Raw genomic sequence first — 26474 nt, 5'->3', positions numbered from 1 at the left:
CCGGTCAGCGCATGATCGCGGCGATCGGGACCCGGGAGGCGCGAAGGGCGGGCGCGAGGCTGCCGACGAGAGCCGCCACCGACCCGGCCGCGAGGCCCAGGAGCGCACCACCGACCGGGAAGCCGGTCGAGACCTCCTGGAACCGGTCGGCGAAGTGCGCCGTGATCAGCGGCAGGCCACCGGCGACCAGGGCGATCCCGGCCAGGCCGGACACCAGGGCGACGAACTGTGACTCCAGCAGCATGATGACGACGACCTGAGGACGGGTCGCGCCGAAGGACCGGCGCAGGGACAACTCATCGGAGCGCTCCCGTACCGTGGACAGCCCGATGTTGAGGATGCCGAGCGCGCCGATCAGCAGGCTGAGGATCGCGACGGCCAGGAAGACGCGGTTGACGAGATCGAGTTGCCGGTCGAAGGTCTCCAGTCGGTCGGTCCGCTCGACACCGGTGACATCCGCCGCCCGGTCGCTGATCGAGGCGAGCTCGTTGATCCTCGAACGGGCGTCGCCGATCGACCAGGCCGGTGCCGTGAACTGTACGGAGTAGACGTTCGTGTCCTCGATCGCCGCCTGCCACGGGCCGTCCGCGTGCATGTCCAGGTAGGCGACGGGCCGCGGTTCGGCGTCGTACACCACCCCGATGACCGACGTGCGGAACGTCTGACCGCCGGCGACCAGGGTGACCGGGCCGGTCTGCCCCTCGACCATCTGATCCGCCCGGTGGTTCAGGACGACGGTGGGCGCGTAGGTGGGTTCGTCGGTGAGCCAGGTCCCTCGCAGGACGGGAAACGGCCGGATCTCGAGGAGCGCCTTCTCCGTGGTGACGACGACCAGATCGCTGACGGTTTCGTCACCCTTGCGGAGGAGGGCGCCGTCGTTGGACGCGGTGACCGACGCGATGCCCCGCTGCGGTGCCAGTGCACGGCCCAGCGAGGACCGCCAGTACTCGGCGACAGCGAACTTCTGCGGCGAGTCGGTGAGCGTCAGGTTCGCTGTCAGCGCGTCGCCGCCCTGGAGGCGGGAGTCGAACACGATGGTCTCGCGGACGACGGCGCCGCCGCTCAGGACGAGCACCAGCGCCAGCACGCCGACGGTGAGACTGAGCGCGCTGAGCAGGTTCCGCAGTGGCCGCCGGCGGATGCCCTGCCAGGCGATGAGCGCGAGGCTGATGACCTTCACGAGCCCTGGACCGCTCCCCGGTCGAGCCGGACGACCCGGCCGCACACGGCCGCCACGGCCGGGTCATGGGTGACCACGATCAGTGTCACGCCGTCGTCGGCCGCCAGGTCGAGCAGCGATCTCATCACGGCCGTACCCGTGTCCTGGTCGAGGGACCCGGTCGGCTCGTCCGCCAGCACCACCGACGGCCGATGGACCAGCGCCCGGGCGACGGCGACGCGTTGCTGCTCGCCGCCGGAGAGCTGTCCCGGGCGGTGCTCGCGGCGATCGGTGAGGCCCACCTGGTCGAGGAGGTCGCGTGCCCGACGGGCGCGTTCGCGCCGCCGGACCCCGCCGTGCAGCAGGGGCGCCTCGACGTTCTCCTCTGCCGTCAGGTGGCTGATCAGGCAGAACCGCTGGTAGATGAAACCGAACGTGGTGGACCGGAGCCGGGCCCGCCGCCGCTCCGAGATGGCGGCGACGTCGATCCCGCCGACGGTATAGCGTCCGCCGGTCAGCGAGTCCAGCAGGCCCAGTACGGCCAGCAGTGTGCTCTTCCCGGAGCCGGACGCTCCCTGGATGGCGAGCGTCTCCCCGGGTTCGACGCTGAGGTCGACGCCGGTCAGCACCGGCAGCGGCCGGCCACCCGGCAGGGACACGGACTTGGCGCCGGCGGTCAACTCCAGGGTGGTCATGATCCGACGCCGTCGAGGTCGGGGGCCGGCAGCCGTACGACGTCGCCCTCCGCCAGTCCGTCGGTGATCTCCACCGTGACGCCGTCGGTGATCCCCAGCGTCACCGGCTGGGAGCTCCACCCGTCGGCCGTCCTGCGAGTGACCTTTCCCGATCCGGCCGTGCCCGCGACGGCCTCCACGGGCAGGCTCAGCACGTCGGTGCGCTCCCCGGTGGTGACCGCCATGACCGCCTCCATGCCCGCGAAGACCCGGACGTCCGCCGGCACCACACAGGTCAGTGCCAGACTGCCCGGGTCCGGCGCGCCGGCCGTGGGGATGTGGTTGACCAGGGGACAGGAGAACGGGCCGGGACCCTTCTTGATCTGGGCCTGTGTCCCGTCGAGTGACCCGGCGTACAACCGGATCAGGGTGTTGTTGTCGACCGGTGCGCGTAACCCGAAACCGGTGCCGCGGACCGTCGCGATCGGAAAGTTGGCCAGCACCGCCCGGCCCGGTTCGACCAGCTCGGACTGCAACTCGGTCTGGTCCGGCAGGGTGACGAGGCTCGTGCGTCCGTCGGCCCGGAACCGGTAGCCGTTCCCGGTGAACCCGACCACGACTCCCGCCGCCGGTGCGGTGATCGTGGTGGTCGGTGTGGTGACGACGGTCGCCTGGAGCGTGACGACGCTGACGATCGAGGTGCGCGCGACGGTCACCTGTCGCGGTTCCGCGGCCGGGGGTTCGGGCTCCTGCCGGGCGGCCGGGGCCGAGCACCCCGGCAGCAGTGCGACCAGCCCGGCGATCAGCGCCCAGCGGGTACACCGCCTCATGCGAGCGGCGGCATGCCGGCGACCTCTTGGCAGCCGCCGTACATCGATCGAAGCTTGGTCGGGTCGCCCAGCTTGGCTTCGGCCAGCACCGAGTCGGTCCACTGCTCCGGGCCCGGAGGCTCCAGATACCTCCGCATGAAGTCGCTCTCCCGGAAACGCTCCAGCCAGTTCATGGCGGTGGCGGCGCGCTCGGTGTCCTTCCGGTTCTGCAGCCATTCGGCCATCCACGCACACTGCCAGTACCGATCGGCGTAGACGGTGCCGATGCCCGGCTCGGAGAGGACGTTCTCGGCAGGCTCCGGCATCGTGGCCGGGAATTGGTAATTCGCCGGTAGCGGGAACGGATATGCCGCGGCTTTCGCCTTGTATTCCTCCACCACGGCGGGCGGCTTGAGCAGTTTCTGCGCCGTGTCGTCGACGGTGCCACTTCCGTCTCCGCCGGAACACCCCGGCAAAAACCCGAGAGCAAGCAGTGGTACGGCTACACCACGGATGTTTTTGAGCACGGCTCGGTTCTCCAGGGGAAGGGGGTGAGGCACCGACATCGTGCCCCACCCACCGGTGACAGGACTTGACCGGTACCCGATCAGATGTAGATCTGACCGGCCCACGTGTTGTCGGTGCCGCTGCACGCGGTCATCCGGCCGTTGATCGCGTAGTAGTTCGCCGGGATGGTGGTGCTGCCGCTGCTGGCCATGGTGAAGTACTTCAGCCCAGCCGACGTACCGGTGTAGACGTTCGACGCGGTGACCTGGTCACCGAGCATGTTCCGCAGCCCGAGGCGAATGGGCTGGCCACAGGAGCCGACGTTGTTGTTCACGTCGAGTCCCGCCCGCCCGTTGGCCTCGTGGACGCGCCACGACGAGTACTGAACCAGGTGGCCACCGGTGTTCAGGGTGCCGCTGACGGGCCAGTAGGTCTGGGCGGCCATGGCCGGTGCGCCGGCGACGGCGATCCCGGCGGTGAGCCCGGCCACCACCCCGATCGCGAGGGCCCGGAGAGGCCGGCGGTGCTGGACGACGGAAGACATTGTGTTCCCCTCGTTTGTCCCATGCATACCGGCGATGAAGCTCGGAGAATCTGCCGGATACACATAGGAGTTGACAAATGTCGATGCGATCTTGCACTCCCCGGGATTTCTTTGCAACCCCGCCTCCGCAAACCCCCGGTAAACATAAGGAAACCTAACAAAACGGGCCGAATTCTAGAGTCACGCCCCGATCGGCATGATTCGAGATCCCGTTTCCGATGCCATTCCGCGCGGTTCCGGATCCCATTCCGGCCGGGGGAAGTCGGCCCCACCGTGACAGATCGAGGGTTTACGATGCCTCTGATCGCCGGTTGGCCTGGGGAATGGTGAACGGCAGGCGTGGCCTGCACCGGCGGACGGCTTCAACGGGGGAGATCATGATCAAGATATCGCGGTCGGTGCGGACGCTCCTGGCGTCGTTGCCGGCCCTGACGGTGGCACTCGCGACGGCGACGGTGCTCGCGAATCCGGCGGCGGCCGCTACGGGGCCCGCCGGCGTGGTGGCCGGGGCAGCCGCCGGCCGGGCGGACCTGGAGTTCGCCTGGCGCCCGGAGTCCACCGACGTGTCCTACCTGGGCGGCCGCGGTGCACGGGCGTTCGTGCAGGCGTTCGTCACCAATATCGGTACGAGAGCCGCGGCCCGGGTGACGTTCCACTTCACCCCGCCGCCGGGCAGCACGATGGATCCCGCCGAGAACGAACAGTTCGGCTGGACCTGCGACACCTCGACCGCGACGTGGGCATGCACCAACGGGCGTACCGTCGGTGCCGGTGAGGTCGAGGGCCTGAACCTGACGGTCCTGCTCCCCGCCGGGACGGTGGGCGACACGGTCACGATGAGCGGATCGGTGTCCACCACCACGCGCGAGCGCTCGCTGAGCAACAACAGCGGTCAGACGACCTTCCGGTACGTCGTGCCGAGCCCCGCCGACATCGCGGTCAACAGTGTCTCCGTCGATCCCGCCCAGCAGGTCAAGGCGAACCAGCAGTTCGACCTGCACGTCGAGATCGACAACGCCGGAGGGAGCCCGGCGCACGACGTCACGGTGCGGATCCCGCTGCCCCCGACCGTGCGCGCGGCGTCACTCGACCCCGATCACCCCGATTGGAGTTGCGCCCTGGTCGGTACGGATGCCGACCGGGCCGTCGAATGCGCCCACGACGGTCTGTACGACGTGACACAGCTGTACAACTGGCTGCGGCTCCGGCTGGTCGCCGGACCGGGCACCCCGGACGGGCCGCTGGTCTTCACCGCCACCGTCGCCACGACGAGCCCGGAGGAGAGCACCGGGAACAACACCGCTCAGGGCGGCACGGTCTACTTCGCCGAGGGGACGATGAGTGGCCGAGCCTGGCTGGACGACGACCGTGACGGCCGGCGCGACGCGGACGAGCCGAGCGCGTACGGAAAGGTGGGCAAGATCGAGTTCGTGCTGGAGGGCACCGAACCGGACTGGGACGTCCCCCGCGCCCACCTCATCGAAGCGGGCACCTACTTCGCGCGGCTGAAGCCGGGCCGCTATGTGGCGAACGTCTATCTGATGGTCGAGTCGCCCTACCGGTTCACCGTGCCGGACGTCGGCGACGACGCGGGCGATTCGGACGTCATCGGCAGCACCGGTGACTATTACCCCCAGGGCTGGAGCGCCGTGGTGGAGGTGACCGACGCCGGCGAGGCCGTCGTCGACATCGGCCTCGTCCCGCTCGCCTGACATCTGAGCCGTCGAGTTCTCGCCGATGGGCACGGTGCGGTCCCGGCCGTGCCCATCAGCGATCCGGGCACGCCGTGGTCGCACCGGCCGGCGGGTCGGTGACCGCGGTCGCGGCGCGCCGTCAGGCCGGGCCGGCCCGGTCGCTTGCGCTTGTGGTGTCGCGGTCCGCCCGGACCGGACGCAAGCCCCGGTAGTTGTCGAAGCGGCGCTGGTTGACCACGTTCAGCACGAGCAGGCCCGACCACAGAAGCACTTGTGACGTGCGCACCGCGATGTCGGTGACCGTATGGGAGCCGGTCGCCAGTAGGAGAACCGCGAGAGCCAGCATCGTCGCGAAGAGGTAACGCGCCCAACGGGGTGGCACCATCGCCTGGAGCGCGGCGCGGGCCAGCCGGTCGACTCCGGGGTCCTCGGTCTCACCCTCCCGGATCGCCCGGCGCACGGCCCGGCGGGTTTCGGCATTGCCGCCTCGCAGCAGGCCGATGCCGGTTTCGCCGGGACGCAACTGCATGATCGTTACGCCCACACCGCACAGAATGAGCGCGATACCGGCCAGCACAAGGACGGTGCTCAGCTCAATCACCCCCCGTGATCCGCAGATACCCTCCCCGCCACACTCGCATGCCGCCGCTCGTGCGTAGAACCGGCGCAGGCCGAACAGCGCCGAGCCGAGCCCGAAGGCGTGCCGGCGATGTCCCGAAATGGATCGACGGGGCCGCGGTCACCTGCCGGCGGGCGGTGCGCAACGTAGTGATCAGACCGTCCGGCCGAGTCACGGTTCGCCGTGGATCCACAGTGGCCCCCCACATGCTGTGGCTATCGCGTAGCCTGCCCGTTGATCGGGGGAGGGTGGAGTTTGTTCGCGCTCGTTTTCGACGCGGTGCGGGCGCGGACCGCGCAGGTACTGGCGATCTTTGTGCTGACCGCGCTGGCCGCCGCCGTCGCGGCCGCCGGTCCCTGGTATGCCTACGCAGCCGCGACCCGCGCCGCCGAGGCGCAGCTGAGCGCCGCCTCGGCGGCCCAGCGCAACGTCTCGATCCAGACCGAGACCACTACCCAGGACGACGCCGCCGACGCGCTCCGCCGGTTCGCCGCCGTCGCCGCCGGTGAGCTGTCCAGCTCACTGGACCAGCCGGTGCGCGGGATCCAGCTACGGCTGAGCGTCACCCGGGCCGGCGGAGACGCGAACATGGCGGTCGCCTACCGGGACGACCTCTGTCAGCACGTCCGCCTCGACGGGCCCTGCCCGTCCGCCCCCCTCCAGATCGCGGTCAGCACCGCCACCGCCCAGAACCTCGGGCTGAAGACCGGCGACAAACTGACCCTGCTGGGCCGGCTGAGCACCCCGCTCCAGTTCACGGTCGTCGCCCGTTACTCGCTACGCGATCCCGCGGACCCGTACTGGAGCAACCCGCTGTTCCGGGCCGAGACCCCCGGACTCGACCCGGTCTTCACACCGGTCGAGACGTTCGGTTCCCCCCTGTTCGCGGAGCCGACACTCACCTACGACGTCCAGGTCCCGCCAGACCTGATCCGCGGCGACCGCGCGCAGCGCCTCGGTGTCGCGCTGGACGCTGCCGAGGCCCGGCTGAGCCTGAACCGGCTGCGGATGATCACCGGCATCGACACGGTGCTGGAGCGCATCGCCGAGGACCGGGACACGGTGCGCCGCGGCGTTCTCACCGCGGGCCTGCAGACGCTGATCCTGACCTGGTTCGCGATCGGGATCGCCGGGCGCTGCACCGGCCGGGACCGGCGTACCGACGTGGCGCTGCTCAAACTGCACGGCCTGAGCCGGGGCGACATCCTGCGGCTGGCCTGGGGACAACACCTGGTGCCGCTGCTGCTCGGTGTGCTGGTCGGTGCGCCCGCCGGGCTCCTGCTCGCCGGTGGCCTCGCCGGGTCGGTGCCCCCGGTCGACCGGGGCGCCGCGCTGCTACTCGTCGGAGCCGCCGTCGCCGCCGTACTGTTCGGCAGCCTGCTCGTACTGATCCTCGGTGAGGCGCTGATGCTGCGGCAGCCGGTCGCGGTGCTACTGCAGCGCTCGGCGACGGGACGCGCCGACTGGCGCTCCACCCTGGTCGACCAGGTGCTCGCCGCACTCGCTGTCGCCGCGGTCTACCAGGCGCGGTCCGGCGGGTCGGAGGACGGCCTCAAGGCCGCCGCACCCGCGCTCGCCGCGCTGGCCATGGCACTGCTGGCCGCCCGGCTGCTGGTACGCGTCGCAGACCGGGCCGTCGGCTTGGCGTTGCCCGGCGGGTGGCTCCGGCTCGGCCTCACCGCCGTCCAGATCTCCCGGCAACGCGGCGCCGACCGGGTGTTCGCCCTGATCGTCGTGGCGGTCGCCAGCTTCACCACGGCGGCCGGCGGGCTGGCCGCCGACCAAACCGTTCGGGCCGATCGCAGCGCCGCGGAGCTGGGCGCCGCCCGGGTGCTCAAGGTCCAGGCGCCGAACCGTACGGCGCTGCTCGCGGCGGTCCGGCGGGCCGATCCGGGCGGCCGGGAGGCGATGGCGGTGGTCGCCGACACCACGACCATCCCGCGGGTGCTGGCCGTGGACACCACGCGGCTCGCCGCGGTCGCCGAGTGGCGCCCCGAGTTCGGGCCGGTCGGTCTGCTCCCGGACGCGACGGCGGCCGGCAGCGTGAAGCAACTGCCGATGGTCACCGGCGACCGGTTGACTCTCCGGGCACGGTACGAGGGCACCGCCCCGGTCACCGTCGAGCTGCTGCTCCAGCACGAGGGCACCGGCCTGCCGGTGCAGGTCGACTTCGGTGTTCCGGCCGCGGGGGAGAGGACGGTCTCGGCTCCGGCGCCCGGATGCGCCGCCGCGCCCGGCTGTCGCCTGGTCCGCTGGAGGCTGACCGCGCCGGACCGGAAAGGCAAGGGGACCCCGCTCCCGCCGGACACCGTGGTGACGCTGCAGAGCCTGCGGCAGGACGGCCCGGCGGCGGAGGTCCTTGACCCCGCCCAGTTCGGCAATATCGGCTGGTGGCGGCCCGCCAACGGTGACGTCGCCATCGACATCGCCACGACCGGCGACGGCCTGCGGCTGTCCGCCGACCGCAATGAGCTGGCAGCGCCGTCGAGCGGCACCGAGGTCTGGGCATCCGACACCTCGATGCCCCTGCCGGTGGTACTGGTCGGCGAAGCCCCGGCCGAATGGCGGCTCACCGACCCGCTGCTGAACTCGTTCGGCCGGGTCCCGGCGCGGGTCGCCGGCACCGCGCAAGCCCTGCCCAGGCTCGGAACGGACGGCATCCTCGTCGACCTGGACGCCACCCGCCGTGTCACGGGTGAGAGCGAGCCGCCCGGAGAGTTCCAGGTCTGGCTCTCCGCCGGCGCCCGCTCGGGCCTGGTGGCCGACCTGACCGCGGCCGGGCTCACCGTGATCACGGACGACAGCGCCGCGGAACGATCCGCCGTCCTCGGCCGCCAGGGACCGGCCGCCGTCGCGCGGTTCGGGTTCCTGGCCGGTGTGGCGGCGCTGCTGCTCGCCGCGGCCACGACAGCCGTCGCTGTCGCCGTCGACCGGCCCCTCCTGCGCGGGCAACTCGAGGCGCTGCGCCTGCAGGGACTACCCGCCCCGGTCGCATTCACCACCGGTTATGCCGGGACGGCCGCCATCGTACTGGCCGGTCTGTCGATCGGTGTGTTCGCCGCCTCGCTGGTCGGGCCGCTCACCCGGATCATCGTGCCACCGTTCACCGACGGCTGGGCGGTGCTGCCGCCGCCGGCCACGCTCAGCGGCGCTGTGCTCACGCTGTCCGCGCTGGTCGCCCTGGTCATGCTCGGCATGACCGGATGGCTGTCGGTGCTCCCGCTCCTTCGCAACCTGCGAGCGCCCGGCTCCGCGCCGCCGCCCGACCGGCATGCCGGCGGCGTACCGGCCGGCACCGCCGCCGGACGCGGTGCCGATCCGAAAGAGGACCGTCGATGATCTCGCTGGTCTTCGTCATGCTCTGGCACCGCCGCGGGCAGGCCGTCACCCTGGCACTGCTCGGCCTGCTGGCGGTCACCTCCGCGGTCGCCGCGCCGGCCTATCTGCTCGCGGTCGGCCGCGCGGTCGCCGTCGGCCAGATCGCCACCGCCGCGCCGAACGAGCTGGGCCTGGTGGCGAGGGCGGAACAGAACGAGCGCGTCGCCACCGACGAGGACACCCAGGACCCGAGCCAGGTCCCGGACCCGGCGGAGCAGGGTGGGGTGCAGTTCGGCGACGTGGCCACGGCGCTGGTCGCCCTGCCCGGCTTCACCTACGTCTACTCGGCGGAGTACTGGGTCATCGGCATCGACTCGAACCCGGCGAACGCCGGGCGCTTCGTCTACCGCCAGGACGTCTGCGCCCACCTGCAGATCCTGACCGGCCGCTGCCTGGCCGCCGAGGGCGATGTACTGCTCGGGGAGCACACGGCGCAGCGGCTCAACCTCAAGGCGGGCGACTCGGTCGAGCTGCGGTCGGCCCTGCCGAGTCCGGATCCGCGGCGGAAGGCCTGGCTACCGGACGGCAAGCCGCGGCGCCTTCTGATCGCCGGCACCTACCGGCCGACCGACCCGGGTGACAGCTTCTGGGGCGCCCGCGGCTACTTCACCGCGACACCGGAGACCGGCCCGGGCGAACCGATCTTCACCGCCGCGGTGACGCAGCAGACGATGGACCACGGCAAGATCGCGCTGGCGATGGACGGCCGGGCCGGCCCGGCCGCGTTGCACCCCGACCGTCTCGGCCAGCTCCGGGCCGACCTGCAGGAGTTGCAGCAGACCACCGCCGACGTCGGCATGGCGGTGCAGATCGACACCGGCATGACGGCGCTGCTGGACCGCATCGACATCGGACAGTCGTCGACCCGGCCGCTCGTGCCGGTGCTGGCCGCACCACTGATCCTGCTCGCCTGCTTCACCATCTTCCTCACCGTCGGCTACGGCCTCGAGGGCCGGCAGAGCGAGTTGGCGGTCGTCGCGCTGCGTGGGTCGCGATGGTGGACGCGGTGGTGGCTGGCGGCCGGCGAAAGCCTCATCGCGGTCCTGGCCGGCGCGCTGTGCGGCTGCGTGATCGGGCAGCTGCTGGTCAACGCGATCGCGGCGATCGTCCTGCCGGACGGCGGCATCCCCTCCGACTGGAGCTCACTGCGCTACGCACCACTGGCCACAGGGGCTGCGCTGCTGTCGGTGATGGTGGCCCAGCGCCGCCAGTTCGTCGGCTCGGTCGCCGGACTGCTGCGCCGGAACCCCTCGACCGCCAACGGCCGGTGGGCGATTGCGGCGGAGGCGCTCGCCGTACTCCTCGCCATCATCGCCTCGGTCCAGCTCGTACTCTCCAAGGGTTCACTGACCGGGATGGGCCTGCTCGCACCCGCCATCCTGATGCTCGCCCTCGGCCTGCTCGCCGCCCGCGCCCTGCTCCCCTTGATCAGCCGGTACGCGGTCCGCGCCCTGCACCGCGGCCGCCTCGGTGTCGCCCTGGCCGGTCTGCAGCTCGCCCGCCGACCCGGCGCCGGCCGGCTCTTCGCACTGCTGGTGGCCACCACGGCCGTGGCCGGATACGCGACCTGCGCGGTGGACACCGCCGCCGCCGGCCGCGCCGTCGAGGCCACCCTCGGCATCGGTGCGGACCGGGTCCTCACCGTGCAGACGGCACAACCCCAGCAGTTGCTGGCCGCGGTGCGCCGGATCGACCCGGACGGTGACTTCGCCATGGCGGTCACCCGGCTGCCCCCGGGCGGCTCCGCCGCCGACGCACCCGGCCTGGCCGTGGACTCCACCCGGCTGGCGGCCGTCGCGGCGTGGTCGAGCGACGGACCCGGGCCGGCCCAGGTCGCCAGCCGGTTGCGCCCGGAATTGCCCGCTCCACCGCAGTTCCCCGGCCCGGACATCGCCCTCGACGTGTCGGCGTCCGGCCTGGTACCGGGCACGAAAGGCCTGCGGCTCCAGGTGTCGGTATCGTCGCTGGACGGGACCGGTGACGCGGTGGTCGAGCTCGGCGAGCTGCAGAACCGGTCGGTCACGTACCAGCAGAGGATCGCGGTCTGCCAGGAAGGATGCCGGATCGACGGCATCGGGCTCGCCCGGACCGGCTCGTTCCCCATCACCGCCGAGGTGATGCTCCACGGCGTGCGCGCCACCGGCCCGGACCGGGAAGTATTGCCCCCGGCCCAGCTGGCCGACCCGAACAGCTGGCGGACAATCCCGGAGGTACGGCTGACGCAGGCGCCGGACGGCCTGCGACTCAACTTCGCCGAATCGGTCAGCGACACCCCGCTCGTCTGGATCAAGCCGGCCAGCACCCCGGACCCGATCCCGGCCGTCGTGGCCGGTGACCCCCTCGCCGACGACGTCATCAGCGGCCTGGACTCCACGCCCATGCTGATCACCAACACCGAGACCCTGCCGGTCGTGCCCCAGCTGGGCCGCCGGGCCGTCGTGGTCGACCTCGAGTACGCGGACCGGATGACCATGAACGTCGGCCTCGGCAACGCGCCCCAGATCTGGCTCAACGCGGCGGCACCGCCGGACATCCTGGACCGGGTCTCAGCACAGGGGCTCACCGTCATCGCCGACGTCCGCTCCGATCAGTCACGCCGCCGCCTCGAACAACAGGGGCCGGCGCTGGCGCTCTGGTTCCACGTACTGGCCGGCGCTCTGGCCGTACTGCTGGGAGCGGGCGCACTGGTGCTGGCGGCGGCGGTGGACCGGCGCCGCCGGGCCGAGGACCTCGCCGCGCTGCGGGCCCAGGGGCTGCGTCCCGGCCCGGCCGGCCAGGCGATGCTCTGGACGTACCCGGCACTGGTCGCCGTCGCCGTAGTGATCGGACTGCTGGTCGCGGCGATCGCGTGGCTGGTCACCGGCTGGGCCCTGCCGCTCGCCGGCCCGTACCCGCCGGACCTCCCACTGCCCCGCTGGCCGCGGGTCACCGTGCTGCTGGCGGTGGGTGCGGTGGTCCTACTGGTGCACACGGCCGTGGCCGTCGCCACGGGACGCCATCTGCGCCGGCGGGTGATGCGCCGGGGAACGCTGTGACATCGGGGCCCGGTGCAGGTTCGGGGTGCTCGGCGGCCCCGGCGTGGCCGTGAAGACGAAGAGGCCGGGCCGGGACGAATGATCCTCGGACGGGCTGTGCCTGGTTACGCCCGAGGGATCCGGCCCAGGCTCGGCGCATCAACCGCTTGAGGAGGCCGCCATGACCACGTCCGGACACGCGCTCGCTGAACTCTTCGTCGACATGGCCACCACCGGCGATCTCCATGGGACCGTCCGGGCCCGGCGGCAGTGACCGCCAGGCCCGGGCTGAACCGCCTTCTCCGTCGCGCCTCTGAACGAACGCCGATGCCTGCATCGCAGGAGAACGAATGCTGTCCGTGCATGTTGGCGATGGCAGGGATCAGGCGGTAGCCACGGTATGGGACACCTAGGCTGAACGTGGCCTTCATATCCCGGTTCCTTCCGGCGATGCTGGATTCACACCGGCGCGAGGGGAGGTCGACATGGACGACAAAGCGCTCGGGGATTTCCTTCGCCACCGGCGGGAGCGTTTACGGCCCGAGGACGTCGGTCTGCCCGGTGGTGGCCGGCGCCGCACCCCCGGTCTGCGCCGGGAGGAGGTGGCGGGTCTGGCGGCGCTGTCGCCGGATTACTATTCCCGGCTGGAGCAGGGCCGGGTCCGTACCCCGTCCCCGGTGAGCCGGCATCGGCCTGCGGAAAACCTAACTCGACCTGAAAACACTGAAGGCCGAGGTCGTCTCTGACGACTTCGGCCGTGTGCTTAATCTGTGTCCGAGGGGGGACTTGAACCCCCACGCCCGATAAAGGGCACTAGCACCTCAAGCTAGCGCGTCTGCCATTCCGCCACCCGGACCTGCTACGTGCAGTTTAGCGGGACCGCCGCCCTGGCTTTCACCTGGGTTTTGGCTGCCCTGTCGGCTGCACGGACAGAACTATATACGGCCCCGGACCCCGGTCGAAGCGGGGGCCGGTCGTTCCCGGGGGTGTGGCGCCCGGCGGGGGAAACGGGCAGCATGGCGGACGTGTCCCGATCCCCCCTGACTCCCGCCATCGAACGTGCGCGTGCCCTGATCGCGTCGGGTGATCTCGGGTCGGCTCAGGTTCTGCTGGAGCGGGCCGTGGAGTTGGGGCGGGAGAACCTGGGGGAGGACGAACCGGACGTGCTCACCGCCCAGCGGGAGCTGGCCGGGGTGTTCCTGCAGTCGGATGATCCGATGGCGGCGCGGCGGATGCTCGAGGACGCCTACGCGGCGGGGCAGTGGCGGCTCGGCGACGGTGATCCGCTCATGCTGCACATCTCCTACGACCTCGGCATCGTCGCCCAGGAGCTGGGCAACCGGCACGAGGCGCGGAAGGCGTTCGGCCGGGTGGCCGCCAACGGGCCGGCGGCCCTCGGCGAGGGCCATCAGTTCGTCGTTCACGCGCGGTCCTACCTGGGCGAGGATTCTTCAGGCGCGACGGTACGGCCGGACGCCCCGCCGACGACTGCTCCCAGTGTCGTGCCGACACCGCCGGTCGCCGATGTGGCCCCTGCCACCGATCAGGCGCCCGTGCAGCGGATCGTGGCTCCGGTCGCCGACGTCACGCCGGCCGTGACGCAGGCGACAGCGTTCCCGCCTGCGGTGACGCCGGGTCCGGTTCCCCGGCCGAGGGGCGGGGATGCGGATGCGCGAGCGGCATGGGAACGGCCGACCGATGTGCTTCCGGTCACCCGCCCGGGGCACGTCTCACGCGCGGAGACGACGTTCATCCCGCAGCCGCAGCCGCAGCCGCAGCCGCAGCCGCAGCCGCAGCCGCAGCCGCAGCCGCAGCCGCAGCCGCAGCCGCAGCCGCAGCCGCAGCCGCAGCCGCAGCCGCAGCCGCAGCCGCAGCCGGACGGGCGGTTCGGGAATCCGTGGGACGCGGCGCCTGCCGTGCCGGAGCAGCGGCGGCCGTCCGTGGCGGAGCACCCGTTTTCGGGCGGGTATCCGGTCACGCCTCCGGCGCACGCCGTCGAGCAGGCCGCCCACCAGGGCGGATACCGCACTGTGGATAACCCGCAGCCCGTTCACCAGGGCGGATACCCGCCGGTGCAGCACGGGGCCGTGCCGATCACCGGGTGGCCGGGGACGCCTCAGCAGGACAACGGTGCGGGTGTGCCGTACCGCAAGGGTGGTCGTGGTCTTGCCGTGGGGTTGACCGTTGTCACGACGCTGGTCGCGCTGGTCGCGGTGGGTGCCCTGGTGGTGGTGCTGATCGGCCGGGAGGGTGAGAAGCCGGTCACGCCGGTGGCGACCGCCTCGGCGGGTGCGCCGCAGCTGTCGGGTGCGCCGCCGACCGGGGTGAAGCTGAAGGATCGCGGCTCGGCGATCGACGTGACGTGGCGCGATCCGAGTGGTGGGAAGGCGCCCTTCATGATCACGATGGCGCGTGAGGGTCAGCAGCTCAAGCCGGTGGCGCAGGTCGGTCTGGGCAAGGTCAGGACGACGGTGGCGGGGTTGAATCCGGATCTCCAGTACTGCTTTGCAGTGGTGGCCGTCTATACCTCCGACCGGTACGCCAGCTCGAACCAGGTGTGCACCGAACGGGGCTGACTTTGTCCACAGGCGCGGGACACGGGTATCGACGGGGACCGTCGTTTCGCTAAGGTGGCCCACGTCCTTGAGGCGCCGACACGGGGAGGGCCGCCGCGGTGACCAGCACTGACGCCAGCACATCGGGGCGTGCAAGCCGGATGTTCAGCCGGGGCCGACTGGTCACGATGGCGACCGTCGCCGTTCTGGTGGCCGGTCTCGGGCTCACCGTGCGCGGGCTCGGTGCCGCCGACGACGCGCTGGCCAGCTTCGACGCCGCGTCCTGGGTGTGGAGCAAAGGGGCCGGCGAGCTGGCCCGGCTCAACGGGGTGAGCGCCCGCATCGACACCCGTGCCGACGTGCCACAGGCGCTGCGTCACCAGGTGCAGGTCAGCCAGAGTGACCGGTTCGTGCTGCTTCGTGACGTCAACACCGGTTCGATCGCCTCGATGGACCTCACCGACCTGCAGGTCTTCTGGAGCCAGCAGCTCGAGCCGGGCATCGGCGTGAGCGTGGCGCTGCACGGTGACGACGCGTTCGTCGTCGACGCGGTGCAGGGCAAGGTGCAGCAGGTGGATCCGTCGACCGTGCAGCCGGTGGGGGAGCCGTTGCAGTTCCCGCCGGGTATCAGTGGCGGTCTGTTCGACGGGGCCGGCCGGCTGTGGGTCGCCGTGCCCAGCGAGGGCACCGTGACGGCGATCGAGGCCGGTGAGGCCGGGGCGAGCAGGCTGCGCACCGATCCGGTCGCCGCGCCCAGCCACGATCTGGCGGTCACCGCTCTGGACAAGGGCGTCGCCGTCCTGGACCGGACCACGAACGTGCTGGTCCGGGTGGACGACAAGGGCGCCGGCCAGCCGACGACGCTGCCGCTGAACTCCCCGGGGCAGCTGCCGCCGCGTTCCGAGGACGACATGATCGCGGTCACCGTGCCGGACGAGCGGCGGGTCTACACCGTCACCGCCGGCGGTGTGCGTGACGTCACCATCCCCGACTCGGGGGGTGACCTGCGGCCGGCAGTCACCTATCAGGGTTATCTGTATGTGCCGGAGAACGACGGCACGGTGCACGTCTTCGACAGCACCGGCCGGCAGCAGGCGCCGATCGACATCGACCGGCCCGGCGGCGACCTGGAGCTGGAGGTCCGGGAGAACCGGCTGTTCATCAACGCGCCGGGCTCCTCGACGGCCCGCGTCGTCGACGACAACCACGAGGTCCGGACCGTCGACAAGTACGACGACGACGTCCTCGGCGGGGATCCGCCGCCGGTCAAGGCGCCGCCCGCCCCGCCGAAGAAGGAGAAGCCGAGGAAGCCGCAGGCAGCCGAGCCGGGCGCCCCGCGCAGCGTGCGGGCCGCGGCCGGGAACGCCGAGGTCCGGGTCTCCTGGCAGGCGGCGCCGGACAACGGCGCCGCGATCACCAAGTACGTGGTGGCCGGTGCGGGCCGCACCTTCCAGGTCGGCGCCGACCAGCGTTCGCTGGTGGTGGACCAGCTGATCAACGGGCAGAAATACAAGTTCGAGGTGCACGCGGTCAACCGCAAGGGCGACGGGCCGGGCCGCAGCAGCAACGAGGTCATGCCGACGGCCGAGGTCCCGGACGCGCCGGGACCCCCGGTCGCCGAGGCCAGGCCGGACGGCACGGTCGCGATCACCTGGCCGGCCGCCAACGGTCAGGGCCACGAGATCGTGCGGTATGCGGTGACGGCCGTGACCGAGGGCGGCACCTCTCCGATCGGTGAGGCGACCGGCACCGAGCTGTCGGTGGCGGCCAACCAGATCGAGTTCGGCAAGTCCTACGCGTTCACGGTCGTCGCGATCAACGACATCGGCGCCGGGTCGAAGGCGTCGGCGGTCAGCAACAGCGTGGTCCCGTTCGCCGTACCGGGCGCGCCGGAGAACCTCGGCGCCGCCACCGTCGCCGGGCAGGCCGGGGCGGTGTCGGTGACGTGGACGGCGCCGGTCGACAACGGGCGGCCCATCACGAAGTACGTGGTGAAGGCCGGCGGGAAGGAGACCGAGGTCACCGAGACCGCGACCACCCTCACCGGGCTCGGCGACGGCGCCAACGTGCAGGTCGAGGTGACGGCGGTCAACGAGGCCGGGCCCGGGGCGGCAGCGACCGCGTCGGCGCGCACCGTGGCGGCTCCCACGGTGACCGTCACCGGGGTGGATCCGACCTACAACACGGCCAAGGTGACGTTCTCGGTGAACAACGGCGGCGGTACGACCACGTGCACGCTCACCGTGACCGGCGGCGGCAAGGGCTCCACCGGCAGCTGCTCGTCGCTGAACGCCAGCGGTCTGAAACCGAGTACCGCCTACACGTTCACGGTCACCGCCAAGAACGCGGCCGGCGACGCCGCCAAGGGCATGGCGAAGACGACCGACGCCCTCTACGGCACGGCCACCTGCATCAACGGCGACTCCGGTGATCAGAAGACGTATTGCGACAAAGAGGTCGACGGTCGCAACGGCAACGAGATCTTCAAGGTCACCAGGCAGGACGACGATGAGCAGGCCGGCTGGGTGAAGAACGGGACGAGATTGAAGACGTACTGCAAGAAGACCGGTGAATCGGTCTACGCGTTCGTCTACAACAAGGACAAGAGAAGCACGTGGTGGATCCAGGTGGACTATGAGGGCAAGACGTACATCCCGTGGGCGTGGCTGAACCTCGACGGCGGGGACGACCTGGCAGACCTGTCGACGTGCTGACTCCCGCCCACATCCAGGGATTCGCCGACGTCGCCGGTGAACTCGCCAACCGCATCGGCACCGTCGTCCTCGGCAAGCCCGAGGTCGTCCGGCTGGCGCTGACCGCGATGTTCGCCCAGGGCCACGTGCTGCTCGAGGACGTGCCCGGCGTCGGCAAGACCACCCTGGCGCGGGCGCTGGCCGCCTCCATCCGCGGCCAGTGGCGGCGCATCCAGTTCACCCCCGATCTGCTGCCCTCCGACGTGTCCGGGGTGACCGTCTTCAACCAGGCGAACCGGGGATTCGAGTTCCACCCCGGGCCGGTCTTCGCCAACCTGGTGATCGCCGACGAGATCAACCGGGCCTCACCGAAGACCCAGTCGGCGCTGCTCGAGGTGATGGAGGAACGCCGCGTCACCGTCGACGGCGTGCCGCACCCGGTGCCGCAGCCGTTCCTCGTCGTCGCCACCCAGAACCCGGTGGAGATGGACGGCACCTACCGGCTGCCCGAGGCTCAACTCGACCGCTTCCTGGTCAAACTGTCCGTGGGGTACCCGTCCGAGGACGTCGAGATCGAGGTGCTGCGCGGCGCCGCGGTCCGGTCACCGGACAACCTCGAACCGGTCACCGACACCGCCATGATCGGCGAGATGACCCGGATGGTCGCGGCGGTGCACATCGCCGACCCCCTTTACGCGTACGCCGTGCGCCTGGCCGCCGCCACCCGCAACCACCCGCAGGTCCGCGTCGGCGTCAGCCCCCGCGGCGTGATCGCCCTGACCCGTGCCGCCTCGGCGTACGCGCTGATCAACGGCCGTGGCTACGTCCTGCCGGAGGACTTCAAGGACCTGGTCGAGCCAGTCTTCGCCCACCGGGTGCTGCTCTCCGCCGACGCCCAGCTCCGTGGGGTGACCCCGGCCGAGGTGCTCGCCGACGCGCTGCGCTCGGTGCCCGTTCCGCTGCCCGACCAGCACGTACCGGCCTGATCCGTTGCGCCGCTCCGCCCAGACCACCCGTTCCGGCCTCACCGCCCGTGGCATCGGCCTGATCGCCGGAGCGGCCGCGCTGCTCGGCGCCGGTTTCCGCTACGGATATCCGGATCTGGCGCTGCTCGGCGCGGCCGCCGGCATCGCGGTGCTGGCGGCGGTGGCGTTCGCGTTCTGGCGGCCGCGTCTCGGCGTCACCCGGGTGGCCGATCCCGACCGGGTCTCCCGCGGCGAACCGGCGAACGTCACCCTCACCATCAGCAACACCAGCCGGATGCGGGCCGCCACCCTCGTCGCCACCGACCGCTGCGGCACCACGTCCGTGCAGGTGCCGCTGCTGCGGTTGCGGGCCGGACACGACACCGTCGAGACCTATCCGGTGCCGACCCATCGGCGCGGGCTGGTGCCGATCGGGCCGCTGCACGTCACCCGCCGTGACCCGCTCGGGCTGATCACCCTGGCCCGGGCCTACGGCGAGACGATCATGGTGCGGGTCTATCCGAAGGTGCATCCGCTGCGGGCGACACCGGCCGGGCTCACCCGGAGCCTGGACGGCAGCGTCGACAAGGTGCCGCACGGGACGATCGCCTTCGACACGCTGCGGGAATACGTGCCGGGCGACGAGTTGCGGCGGGTGCACTGGCGCAGCAGCGCCAAGGTGGGCGAACTGATGGTCCGCGAACAGCTGGACACCGCGGAACCCACGATCGTCGTACTCCTCGACGACCGGGCCACCGCGCATCGGGACGACAGCTTCGAGGACGCCTGTGAGGCCGCCGCGTCGATCGTGGTCGCGGCCGTCCGGGAGGACCTTCCGGTCAGCCTGCACCTCGTCGGCGGCACGGCGACCGGGCCGCACCTGGACGTGCTGACCGAGGCGGCACTCGGCGACGGCGACCTCGCGGCCACTCTGCGCCGGCTGCGGGCGCAGAAGATCGGGGACACCCTGATCTTCCTGACCGGGCCGGGTGGGCGTGACGACCTCGGGGCCGTCAGTGGGCTGCGGACGGCGTACCCCATCGCTCTCGCCGCCGTCCTCGGCGACCGGGACTCGTCGCCTGCCGCGGCCACCGACCGCCTGTTGGTGATCGAGGCCGTCGACGGCGCCGAGTTCGCCGCCGCCTGGGACGGGATGCGCGGATGGTGACGCCCGTCTCGAGGATCGGCGGTGGTGTGCGCCGCGCCGTCGTGCCGGTGGCGCTCGCCGGGATGCTGGTGCTGGCCGGGGCCGTGCTGGGCCGGATCTTCGCCGATGACCTGATGTTCCGGCTGGCCGCGGGCGCCGCGGTCGGGTCGGTCGGTGCCGGGGCCGCGATGCGGCGGCTGCCGTCGTGGGCGGTCGCGCCGATCTCCACCGTGCTGCTCGGCGGCTATCTCGCGCTGGCTCTGCATCTGGCCGCCGGAGCCGCCGGGCTGTCGGTCGCGGTGGCCCGGGACGCGCTGGGCAACGGGATTCCGCGGCTGCTCACCGCGATGATCCCGGTCGAGACCGCACCGGACACCGTGGTCGTCGCGGTCGCCGCGATCTGGATCGCCGGGCTCGCCGCCGCCGAGGTGGCGGTGCGCAGTGGCCGCGTGCTGCTCGGCTGTGTGCCGCCGGTGGCCGTGTACGCGGCGGCGCTCTACGTGGTCGGGCCGAACGCGTCGGCGGCCACCGGATACACCCTGGCTCTGGCGGGCCTGGTGGTGGCGGCCCTCGCCGCGGCCTCCGGAACCGGTTCGGGTACGCCCGCGGCGGTGCGGGTGCGCGCGGTGGGCGGGGCGGTCGCCGGGCTGGCGGTGCTGCTCGGCGTGATCGCGGCGGCCGGCCCGTGGGTCGGCGACCACGTCACCGCGACACCCGTCGACCCCCGACGGTACGTGCAGCCGCCGCGCGTGGACAGCCTCGACGAGAGCCCGCTGAACCGGATCTCCGGCTGGGCGCTCGATCCGAAACAGCCCCTCCTGGAGTTCCGCCCCGGCGATCCCGCCGCCCCCACACCGGCGCCCTCGGCCTCCTCCCCAGGGAAGACCGCAGGCCGGGATGTGCGGCTGCGGCTCGCCGTCCTCTCCGACTACGACGGGGTCACCTGGAAGGTCGGCGGGGTCTACCGCAACGCCGGCCGGGTGCTGCCGTCACCCGATGTGCCCGCCGGGACCGAAGTCACCGAGACCCAGCAGCAGATCACCATCACCGGGCTCACCGGGCGGCTGCTCCCGGCAGTGCCGACGCCGACCCGTATCACCGGGGCCCGGGTCGCCTTCGACGCGGCGAGCGGCACCCTGATCCGGCCCGAGGGACTCGCCGAAGGTCTGCACTACACGGCGGTGTCCCAGGTCCAGAACCCGGATCTCAACCAGCTGCCGATCGCGAACGTGCCGTCCGGGGACGCGGTCCTCCGCTACCTGGCCATCGGCGCCGACACCCCCGACCAGGTGGAGAAACTCGCCGAGCACCTCTCCGAGGGCAACGGGGCGCCGTACGACCGGGCCGTCGCGATCGAGGCGTTCCTCGCCGAGCACTACCAGCACGTCGCCGACGCGCCCAGCGGGCACGCTCTTCCCAACCTGCGGCACTTCCTGTTCGGCAGGCGGGACATCGGCGGGCAGAAGGGCACGTCGGAGCAGTTCGCGGCGGCGTACGCGGTGCTCGCCCGGCTGACCGGCCTGCCGAGCCGGGTCGTCGTCGGATTCACCGCACCGGCCGCCGGCGGCGCGGTCACCGCCGGCGACGCGATCGCCTGGCCGGAGGTCTACTTCGACGGACTCGGGTGGGTGGCGTTCGACCCGATGCCGAAGACCGACGAGGTACGGCCGGTCGAGGAGGACTTCACCCCGCCCACACCGAGCCCGCCGCCGTCCCAGTCGGAACCGCCACCGCCCACCGCCACCGGCCCCGAGTCGGCGGCGCCGCAGATCGCCGCCCCACCCGTGCAGGCCGGGCCGCCGGCGGTGCTCGTCGCGTCCGGCACGTCCGGTGGGCTGCTGTTGCTGATCGGGGCGGCGGCGGGGGCGGTGGCCTTCCAGCGGAACGCCCAGCGCCGGCGACGGCTGACCGGCGGAAGCCCGGGGCAGCGGATCACCGGGGCGTGGCTCGAGTTCACCGACGCGCTGCGGCTGGCCGGGCGGCCGGTTCCGGCACACCTGTCGGCCACCGAAGCGGTACGGCATGCGGCGGTGCTGCCCCGGCCGGTGCAGCGGACCGGTCTGCTGCGGCGGGCGGTGCCGGTGGACGAGCAGTCACCGGTCGTGGACGCGGTGCCGCTGCCCGAGCTGGACGGGCTGGTGGACGCGGTCAACACGGCCGGGTTCGCGCCGGAGGCCGCCGATGCGGTGCAAGCACGGGTCGCGGGGGAGCAGGCGGTCGCCTACGCCGTGGCGCTGCGGGGGCGTCGCTCGTGGTGGCGGCGGGTCTGGTGGTCCGTACACCCGGGGCCGTTGCGCTGGAACCGCACACCCACCACCGAACCCCCTCCCTGAACCAAGGAACCCCACCCGCCACCCGCGGCCGGTGGTCATGCGGGCGCGGCCGGGTTCGGGGCCGCCTGCTCGCCGGGGCGTCGGGCGCCGGGGCGTCGGGTGTTCGGGCGTCGAAGTGCGAAGTCCGGCTGGTTCTCACCGCTGTCTCAGCGTGCTTGAGACAGCGGTGAGAACCAGCCGACTTTGACAGCGGGGCCCGCCGGGGCAGCCGGAGGTAACTGGGGGACCGTCTGCCCCGGCGGGGGTCTTACGGACCGGTCACGTTGCTCGCGATGCAGCTCGTGCCGTCCGGTCCGGAACCGATCTTGGTGGGCTCGTCGCCGGTGTCGTTGCCCTCGAACCGGTCGCACAGCTCGATGTCGTCGCCGACCAGGGTCACGCCGTCGATCGTCAGGCGGTCGCCGAGGTTGGAGTTGATGCCGGCCAGCACGTCACCCGGCGCGGTCGCGGTGATGTTCTCCATCGTCACCGTGCGGGCTGCCTGGGTGGAACAGTTGCCGCACGACCGGTAGAGCTTGCCGAAGTCGGCGACCTCGAAGTCACGGATGGTCACCGATCCGCCGGCGCCCCGGTTGTCCTGGAAGACCTTGTCGTCGGCCTTCGCCGCGCTGCCGCCCTCGATCACCACGGTCGCGTTCGTGCCCCGGAACGTCGCGGCATCCTCGCCGACGTCCTCCCAGTGGACTCCGGACAGGGTGCAACTGCCGGCGCAGTGCACGCCGTCGGCAGCAGGGTTGCCCAGGATCACGTTGCGCAGCGTCGCGCCGTCCGCGAGCTGGAACAGTGGGTCCTGCCCCTCCTCCTGTCCGCCGCCGCCCAGCGCGCCGCCACCGATGAACCGCTTGTTCTCGCCGTCGAAGACCCCGGTGACCTCGATCGTCTCGGTGACCACCTGCTCGCCGCTGGCCTCGGGCACCGCCGCCGACGCGAAGTTCGTGAAGACGACGGCCGCACCCAGTCCGAGAGCGATCACCGCCGCCCCGATCGCTCTGCCTCTGATACGCCGGGAATCAGCCATCATGTGCCTTTCGCTCGCAGGGGCGGGGTTTCTCTCCCTTGGCACGGATCCTGCGAGAAAGCGGTTTCCCCTGCGGAGCAGACTTAAGGATCTCTTAAGGTGATGGCGAGCGCTGGCGGGCTCAGCCGGCAGTCGTCATCAGACTGTGGGCCCAGGCCACCAGGCCTGCTGCCGGTAGCAGGGCGAGTGCCCAGCCGGCGACCGCCGCCGTCCGCGCACGCGGGAAACGCCACAGCATCGCCCCGGGGAAGAACAGCAGGAAGACCGCCCACAGCCCGGCCGTCACATGAACGGGGCCGGTGCCGTCGTCGGCCAGGTCATTCATCCACGTGTCCTCGAACGTCATCAGAATGAAGCCGAACGGGATCGCTGCCGCGACCATCAACGTCGTCCGGCCGGGCACTGATGTCATCACCCGTGGACCCTGTCCATCCGCGTACATCGGGGCATCGCTGCACGTCCATGCACCGTGCTCCACCTGCCGATCGGTGGGTATTCGACAAAGGGCGACGGCTGTCTATGATCACGCCTCATGTCCGAACTCAGCACCGCGGCCGACGCGGCATCATCTCGCACGGTCTCCACCACCGGCACTGCCGCGCCCGGAGACGGGGGTGTCCGTGCGCGTCCGGAATCCACGGTGCACGACGACGACTCCGCGCCGGTGCAGGCCGCGACTGAGGAAGTGCCGGTCAAGGTCGTGACTGAGAAAGGGGCGGTCAAGGTTGCGACCGAGGGAGAGCCGGCTGGGGTTGTGACGGGGGAAGGGTCGGTCGAGGTCGCGATTGAGGGGGAGTCGGTCGAGGCCGCGGCCGAGGAGGTGCCGGTCAAGGTTGCGACGGAGGGAGAACCGGCTGGGGTTGTGACGGGGGAGTGGCCGGTCGAGGTCGCGACTGAGGGGGACTCGGTGGAGGTCGTGACTGAGGGTGAGTCGGTCGAGGTCGTTGCCGCGGGAGAGCCGGTCGAGGTCGCTGCTGAGGTGGACCACTCGGAGATCCAGGAGGCCGTATCGAAGGCGCCGACCACCGAGAACCAGCCGGTCACTGATGATGCGGGCATCCATGTCGGGCCGGCTGACGTTGCCGCCGCGGCGGCGATCGCCGCGGCAGCCGCCGAAGTCGCCGCGGAGGCCGCCGCCCGCGCCGCCCGTGCGGCTGCCGAAGCCGCAGACGCCGCCGCCGATGCGGCCGCCCTCGCTGCCGCGGTGGCAGCAGCAACGAGCGCCGGCAATCGCGTCCCCGCCGTTGAGACCACGCCTGACTTCGACGACGCCATGGGCATCGATGCCGACGCCGATCTCTCGGCCGGAACAGCAGAGTCCGAAACGGCAGAGCGTGGAACGGCAGAGCCCGGAGTGGCAGAGGCCGGAGCTGCAGAGGCCGGCGACGACGACTACGAGGAGGCCGAGGGCCGGCCCCGGGGTCTGCAACGCTGGATGTCGGACCGCCGACGGGACCGGCTGGGATACATCTCGGTTCCGGTGGTGACGCTGTTCGCGGCACCGGTGCTGGTGGCGTTCTGGGGCATCGTGATCCTGGGCTCCGACAGCTACGCGCCGTCGATGTGTGACAACGTCAGGGCGGTCAACGGATGCGAGGAACTCACCTGGGGCGTGATTCGCGTCCACGTTCTCGGCTTCCTCGGAGTGTGGGCGTTGCTCTGGGTTCTGCCCTGGTGGCGTGGCCTGCGCCAGCCGCGGGTGCTGCTCGCCCTGCTGTCCGGCGCCGTCCTGTTCGCCGCGGTCCTGCGCATGGCGGCCTGACGGTCGGCGCCCGGATCCCCGAAACCGCCGCGCCACGCCCGCGCGCCACGCCCAACTGGCACGCCCGACCGGCACGCCGGTCGGGCGTCGATCCGGACGGGAACCCGGAATACCGCACCCCACCCGAGGATTGGCAGGGATATGACCGACTCTTCGTTCGACCCTCGTCAATTGCTTGCAGAAGCCAAGATCGGTGTCCTGGCCACGATCAAGGCCAACGGTCTGCCGCAGCTCTCACCGGTGACGCCGTGGTACGACCGAACAACCGAGACCATCTACGTCTCGATCACCGCGAACCGGGCGAAGGCCGCCAACCTGCGCCGTGACCCGCGGGCGGCCTTCGAGGTGACGAGCCCGGACGGCTGGGCGTGGGCGACCGCCGAGGGCCCGGTGACGCTGATCGGCCCGGGCGACGACCCGGACGGCCCCGAGGTGCAGGCTCTCGTCGACTACTACCGGGCCGCGGCCGGTGAGCACCCGGACTGGGCCGAGTACCGGCGGGTCATGGTCGACGACCGCCGGGTCCTGATGGCGCTGAAGGTGGATCACGTCTACGGCGCCAGGCTGCGCTGACGGATGCGAGAATCGGGGGCGTGCGGCTGGAGATCGAGGACACCTCGGCACTGACCTTCGACGACGGCTCGCCGGTGCGGGCGGCCTCGGCGATCGCCCCGTTCGGTGACGGCTGGCTGGTGGCGCAGGACGACGCCACCCATGCGGCCTGGCTGCGGCCGGGCGCGACCACGGCGCTGCGGGTGGTCGACCCGGTCGACGGTCTGGAGACGTTCAGCTCCGCCGCCGGCACCAAACATCTCAAACCCGACTTCGAGGCGGCGTGCGCGGTTCCCGGTGGCGAGGTCCTGCTGCTGGGCTCGGGGTCGTCACCGGCGCGGATGCGGGCCTCGCTGGTCGGCGCCGACGGTTTCACGGTCGCCGATCTGCGACCGCTCTACCTGGCCGTCGCCGCCGCTCTCGGGCTGCGCGAGGACCAGCTCAACCTGGAGGGCGCCTGCCTGGCCGGCGACCGGTTGCGCTGGTTCCAGCGCGCCAACCTGGCGGCCGGCGCGGCGACGGCGTCGGCGGAGGTCGAGGTGGCCGCGCTGCTCGCCGCGGTGCGCGGTGAGGCCGGTCCGGACACCATCGAGATCCATGGGGTACGCCGGTACGACCTCGGTGTCGCCCACGGGGTGGCGCTGGCGGTCACCGACGCGGTGGCGCTCCCCGACGGCCGGGTGCTGGTGAGCGCCGCCGCCGAGGACACCCCGAACGCGGTCGACGACGGCCCGGTGGTGGCGTCCGGGCTGGCCCTGCTCGGGGCGGACGGGGAGCCGCCGGTGTTCGCCGAGATCCCCGGCGCCGAGAAGGTGGAGGGTCTGGCCCTGCGGGGGACGACCGCGGACGGTGCCCGGCTGCTGGCCGTCGTCGACGCCGACGACCACGAGACCCCGTCGCGCCGGCTCGCGCTGCGGTTGCACTGGTAAATGCGTTGTGAACCGGCCGCCGCGCACTGAAGAATGGCGATCGGCCCCGGCGGTTGCAGAAGAAAGCGCGTAAGCAGCGGGCGCACAGGCGATCAAACCAGGCTTGTCCGCTGCCATCATCC

General features: G+C 71.7%; 19 protein-coding genes, 1 tRNA gene and 1 pseudogene. 12 read left to right on the top strand and 9 right to left on the bottom strand.

The features are described from left to right. Positions 1-4 precede the first annotated feature (4 nt). The 5 genes from BC793_RS13790 to BC793_RS13770 form a co-directional block, all read right to left on the bottom strand. Entirely contained in the window at positions 5-1180 is a 1176-nt protein-coding gene (locus tag BC793_RS13790; RefSeq protein ID WP_109592885.1) for an ABC transporter permease, read from the bottom strand. Continuing rightward, the gene (locus tag BC793_RS13785; RefSeq protein WP_109592884.1) at positions 1177-1854 is read right to left on the bottom strand and encodes an ABC transporter ATP-binding protein; all 678 of its coding nucleotides are present in this window, start codon (positions 1852-1854) and stop codon (positions 1177-1179) included. The genes BC793_RS13790 and BC793_RS13785 overlap by 4 nt, the downstream gene beginning before the upstream one ends. Continuing rightward, positions 1851-2663 (bottom strand): efflux RND transporter periplasmic adaptor subunit, encoded by an 813-nt coding sequence (locus BC793_RS13780; RefSeq protein WP_109592883.1) that lies wholly within the window; start codon positions 2661-2663, stop codon positions 1851-1853. The genes BC793_RS13785 and BC793_RS13780 overlap by 4 nt, the downstream gene beginning before the upstream one ends. Further along, on the bottom strand, positions 2660-3169 hold the full coding sequence (locus BC793_RS13775; protein WP_146246261.1) for a hypothetical protein: 510 nt from the start codon (positions 3167-3169) through the stop codon (positions 2660-2662). The genes BC793_RS13780 and BC793_RS13775 overlap by 4 nt, the downstream gene beginning before the upstream one ends. An 80-nt stretch (positions 3170-3249) precedes the next feature. Then, positions 3250-3693, bottom strand: coding sequence for a hypothetical protein (locus tag BC793_RS13770; RefSeq protein WP_109592881.1), 444 nt, complete (start codon positions 3691-3693; stop codon positions 3250-3252). A gap of 377 nt (positions 3694-4070) precedes the next feature. On the opposite strand from BC793_RS13770, the gene BC793_RS13765 reads away from it, so the two are divergent. Further along, entirely contained in the window at positions 4071-5405 is a 1335-nt protein-coding gene (locus BC793_RS13765; RefSeq protein WP_146246260.1) for a hypothetical protein, read from the top strand. Between the two features lie 121 nt (positions 5406-5526). On the opposite strand, the gene BC793_RS13760 is transcribed toward BC793_RS13765, so the two are convergent. Beyond that, positions 5527-5988: a hypothetical protein gene (locus tag BC793_RS13760; protein WP_146246259.1), complete on the bottom strand. Its 462-nt coding sequence runs from the start codon at positions 5986-5988 to the stop codon at positions 5527-5529. Positions 5989-6261: 273 nt separating this feature from the next. On the opposite strand from BC793_RS13760, the gene BC793_RS13755 reads away from it, so the two are divergent. The 3 genes and pseudogenes from BC793_RS13755 to BC793_RS51275 all read left to right on the top strand — a co-directional run. Next, on the top strand, positions 6262-9345 hold the full coding sequence (locus BC793_RS13755; protein ID WP_203896181.1) for an FtsX-like permease family protein: 3084 nt from the start codon (positions 6262-6264) through the stop codon (positions 9343-9345). Next, positions 9342-12419: an FtsX-like permease family protein gene (locus BC793_RS13750; protein ID WP_109592878.1), complete on the top strand. Its 3078-nt coding sequence runs from the start codon at positions 9342-9344 to the stop codon at positions 12417-12419. Before BC793_RS13755 ends, BC793_RS13750 begins: the two co-directional genes overlap by 4 nt. A gap of 464 nt (positions 12420-12883) precedes the next feature. Continuing rightward, positions 12884-13072: pseudogene (locus BC793_RS51275) on the top strand (helix-turn-helix domain-containing protein); the annotation flags it as partial. A gap of 97 nt (positions 13073-13169) precedes the next feature. Here BC793_RS51275 and BC793_RS13740 read toward each other — a convergent pair. Continuing rightward, positions 13170-13254: transfer RNA gene (locus BC793_RS13740), tRNA-Leu, on the bottom strand. A gap of 169 nt (positions 13255-13423) precedes the next feature. Between BC793_RS13740 and BC793_RS13735 the strand changes: the two genes are divergently transcribed. From BC793_RS13735 to BC793_RS13715, 5 genes are all read left to right on the top strand, one after another. Then, entirely contained in the window at positions 13424-14974 is a 1551-nt protein-coding gene (locus BC793_RS13735; protein ID WP_158319243.1) for a tetratricopeptide repeat protein, read from the top strand. Between the two features lie 140 nt (positions 14975-15114). Beyond that, complete coding sequence (locus BC793_RS13730; protein ID WP_109592876.1) at positions 15115-17667, top strand: fibronectin type III domain-containing protein; 2553 nt, start codon at positions 15115-15117, stop codon at positions 17665-17667. Continuing rightward, positions 17661-18632: an AAA family ATPase gene (locus BC793_RS13725; RefSeq protein ID WP_109592875.1), complete on the top strand. Its 972-nt coding sequence runs from the start codon at positions 17661-17663 to the stop codon at positions 18630-18632. The genes BC793_RS13730 and BC793_RS13725 overlap by 7 nt, the downstream gene beginning before the upstream one ends. A 4-nt stretch (positions 18633-18636) precedes the next feature. Next, positions 18637-19779 carry a DUF58 domain-containing protein gene (locus tag BC793_RS13720; RefSeq protein ID WP_109592874.1) on the top strand — a complete coding sequence of 381 codons (1143 nt, stop codon included), beginning with the start codon at positions 18637-18639 and terminating at the stop codon, positions 19777-19779. After that, positions 19773-22091: a transglutaminase TgpA family protein gene (locus BC793_RS13715; protein ID WP_109592873.1), complete on the top strand. Its 2319-nt coding sequence runs from the start codon at positions 19773-19775 to the stop codon at positions 22089-22091. The genes BC793_RS13720 and BC793_RS13715 overlap by 7 nt, the downstream gene beginning before the upstream one ends. Positions 22092-22338: 247 nt before the next feature. On the opposite strand, the gene BC793_RS13710 is transcribed toward BC793_RS13715, so the two are convergent. Continuing rightward, entirely contained in the window at positions 22339-23064 is a 726-nt protein-coding gene (locus BC793_RS13710) for a pectate lyase (protein WP_239169983.1), read from the bottom strand. A gap of 166 nt (positions 23065-23230) precedes the next feature. Beyond that, positions 23231-23521: a hypothetical protein gene (locus BC793_RS13705; RefSeq protein ID WP_146246258.1), complete on the bottom strand. Its 291-nt coding sequence runs from the start codon at positions 23519-23521 to the stop codon at positions 23231-23233. A 120-nt stretch (positions 23522-23641) separates the two neighbouring features. On the opposite strand from BC793_RS13705, the gene BC793_RS13700 reads away from it, so the two are divergent. From BC793_RS13700 to BC793_RS13690, 3 genes are all read left to right on the top strand, one after another. Then, positions 23642-24871, top strand: coding sequence for a hypothetical protein (locus BC793_RS13700; RefSeq protein WP_146246257.1), 1230 nt, complete (start codon positions 23642-23644; stop codon positions 24869-24871). A gap of 141 nt (positions 24872-25012) precedes the next feature. Then, complete coding sequence (locus tag BC793_RS13695; protein WP_109592870.1) at positions 25013-25444, top strand: PPOX class F420-dependent oxidoreductase; 432 nt, start codon at positions 25013-25015, stop codon at positions 25442-25444. Positions 25445-25464: 20 nt separating this feature from the next. Next, on the top strand, positions 25465-26352 hold the full coding sequence (locus tag BC793_RS13690) for a DUF6910 family protein (RefSeq protein WP_109592869.1): 888 nt from the start codon (positions 25465-25467) through the stop codon (positions 26350-26352). Positions 26353-26474: the final 122 nt, after the last annotated feature.

The sequence above is a fragment of the Actinoplanes xinjiangensis genome (genome assembly GCF_003148685.1).
Taxonomy (GTDB): domain Bacteria; phylum Actinomycetota; class Actinomycetes; order Mycobacteriales; family Micromonosporaceae; genus Actinoplanes; species Actinoplanes xinjiangensis.
The sequence above is the reverse complement of the archived record's forward strand: the minus strand, read 5'-3'. Positions and strand labels throughout refer to the sequence as shown.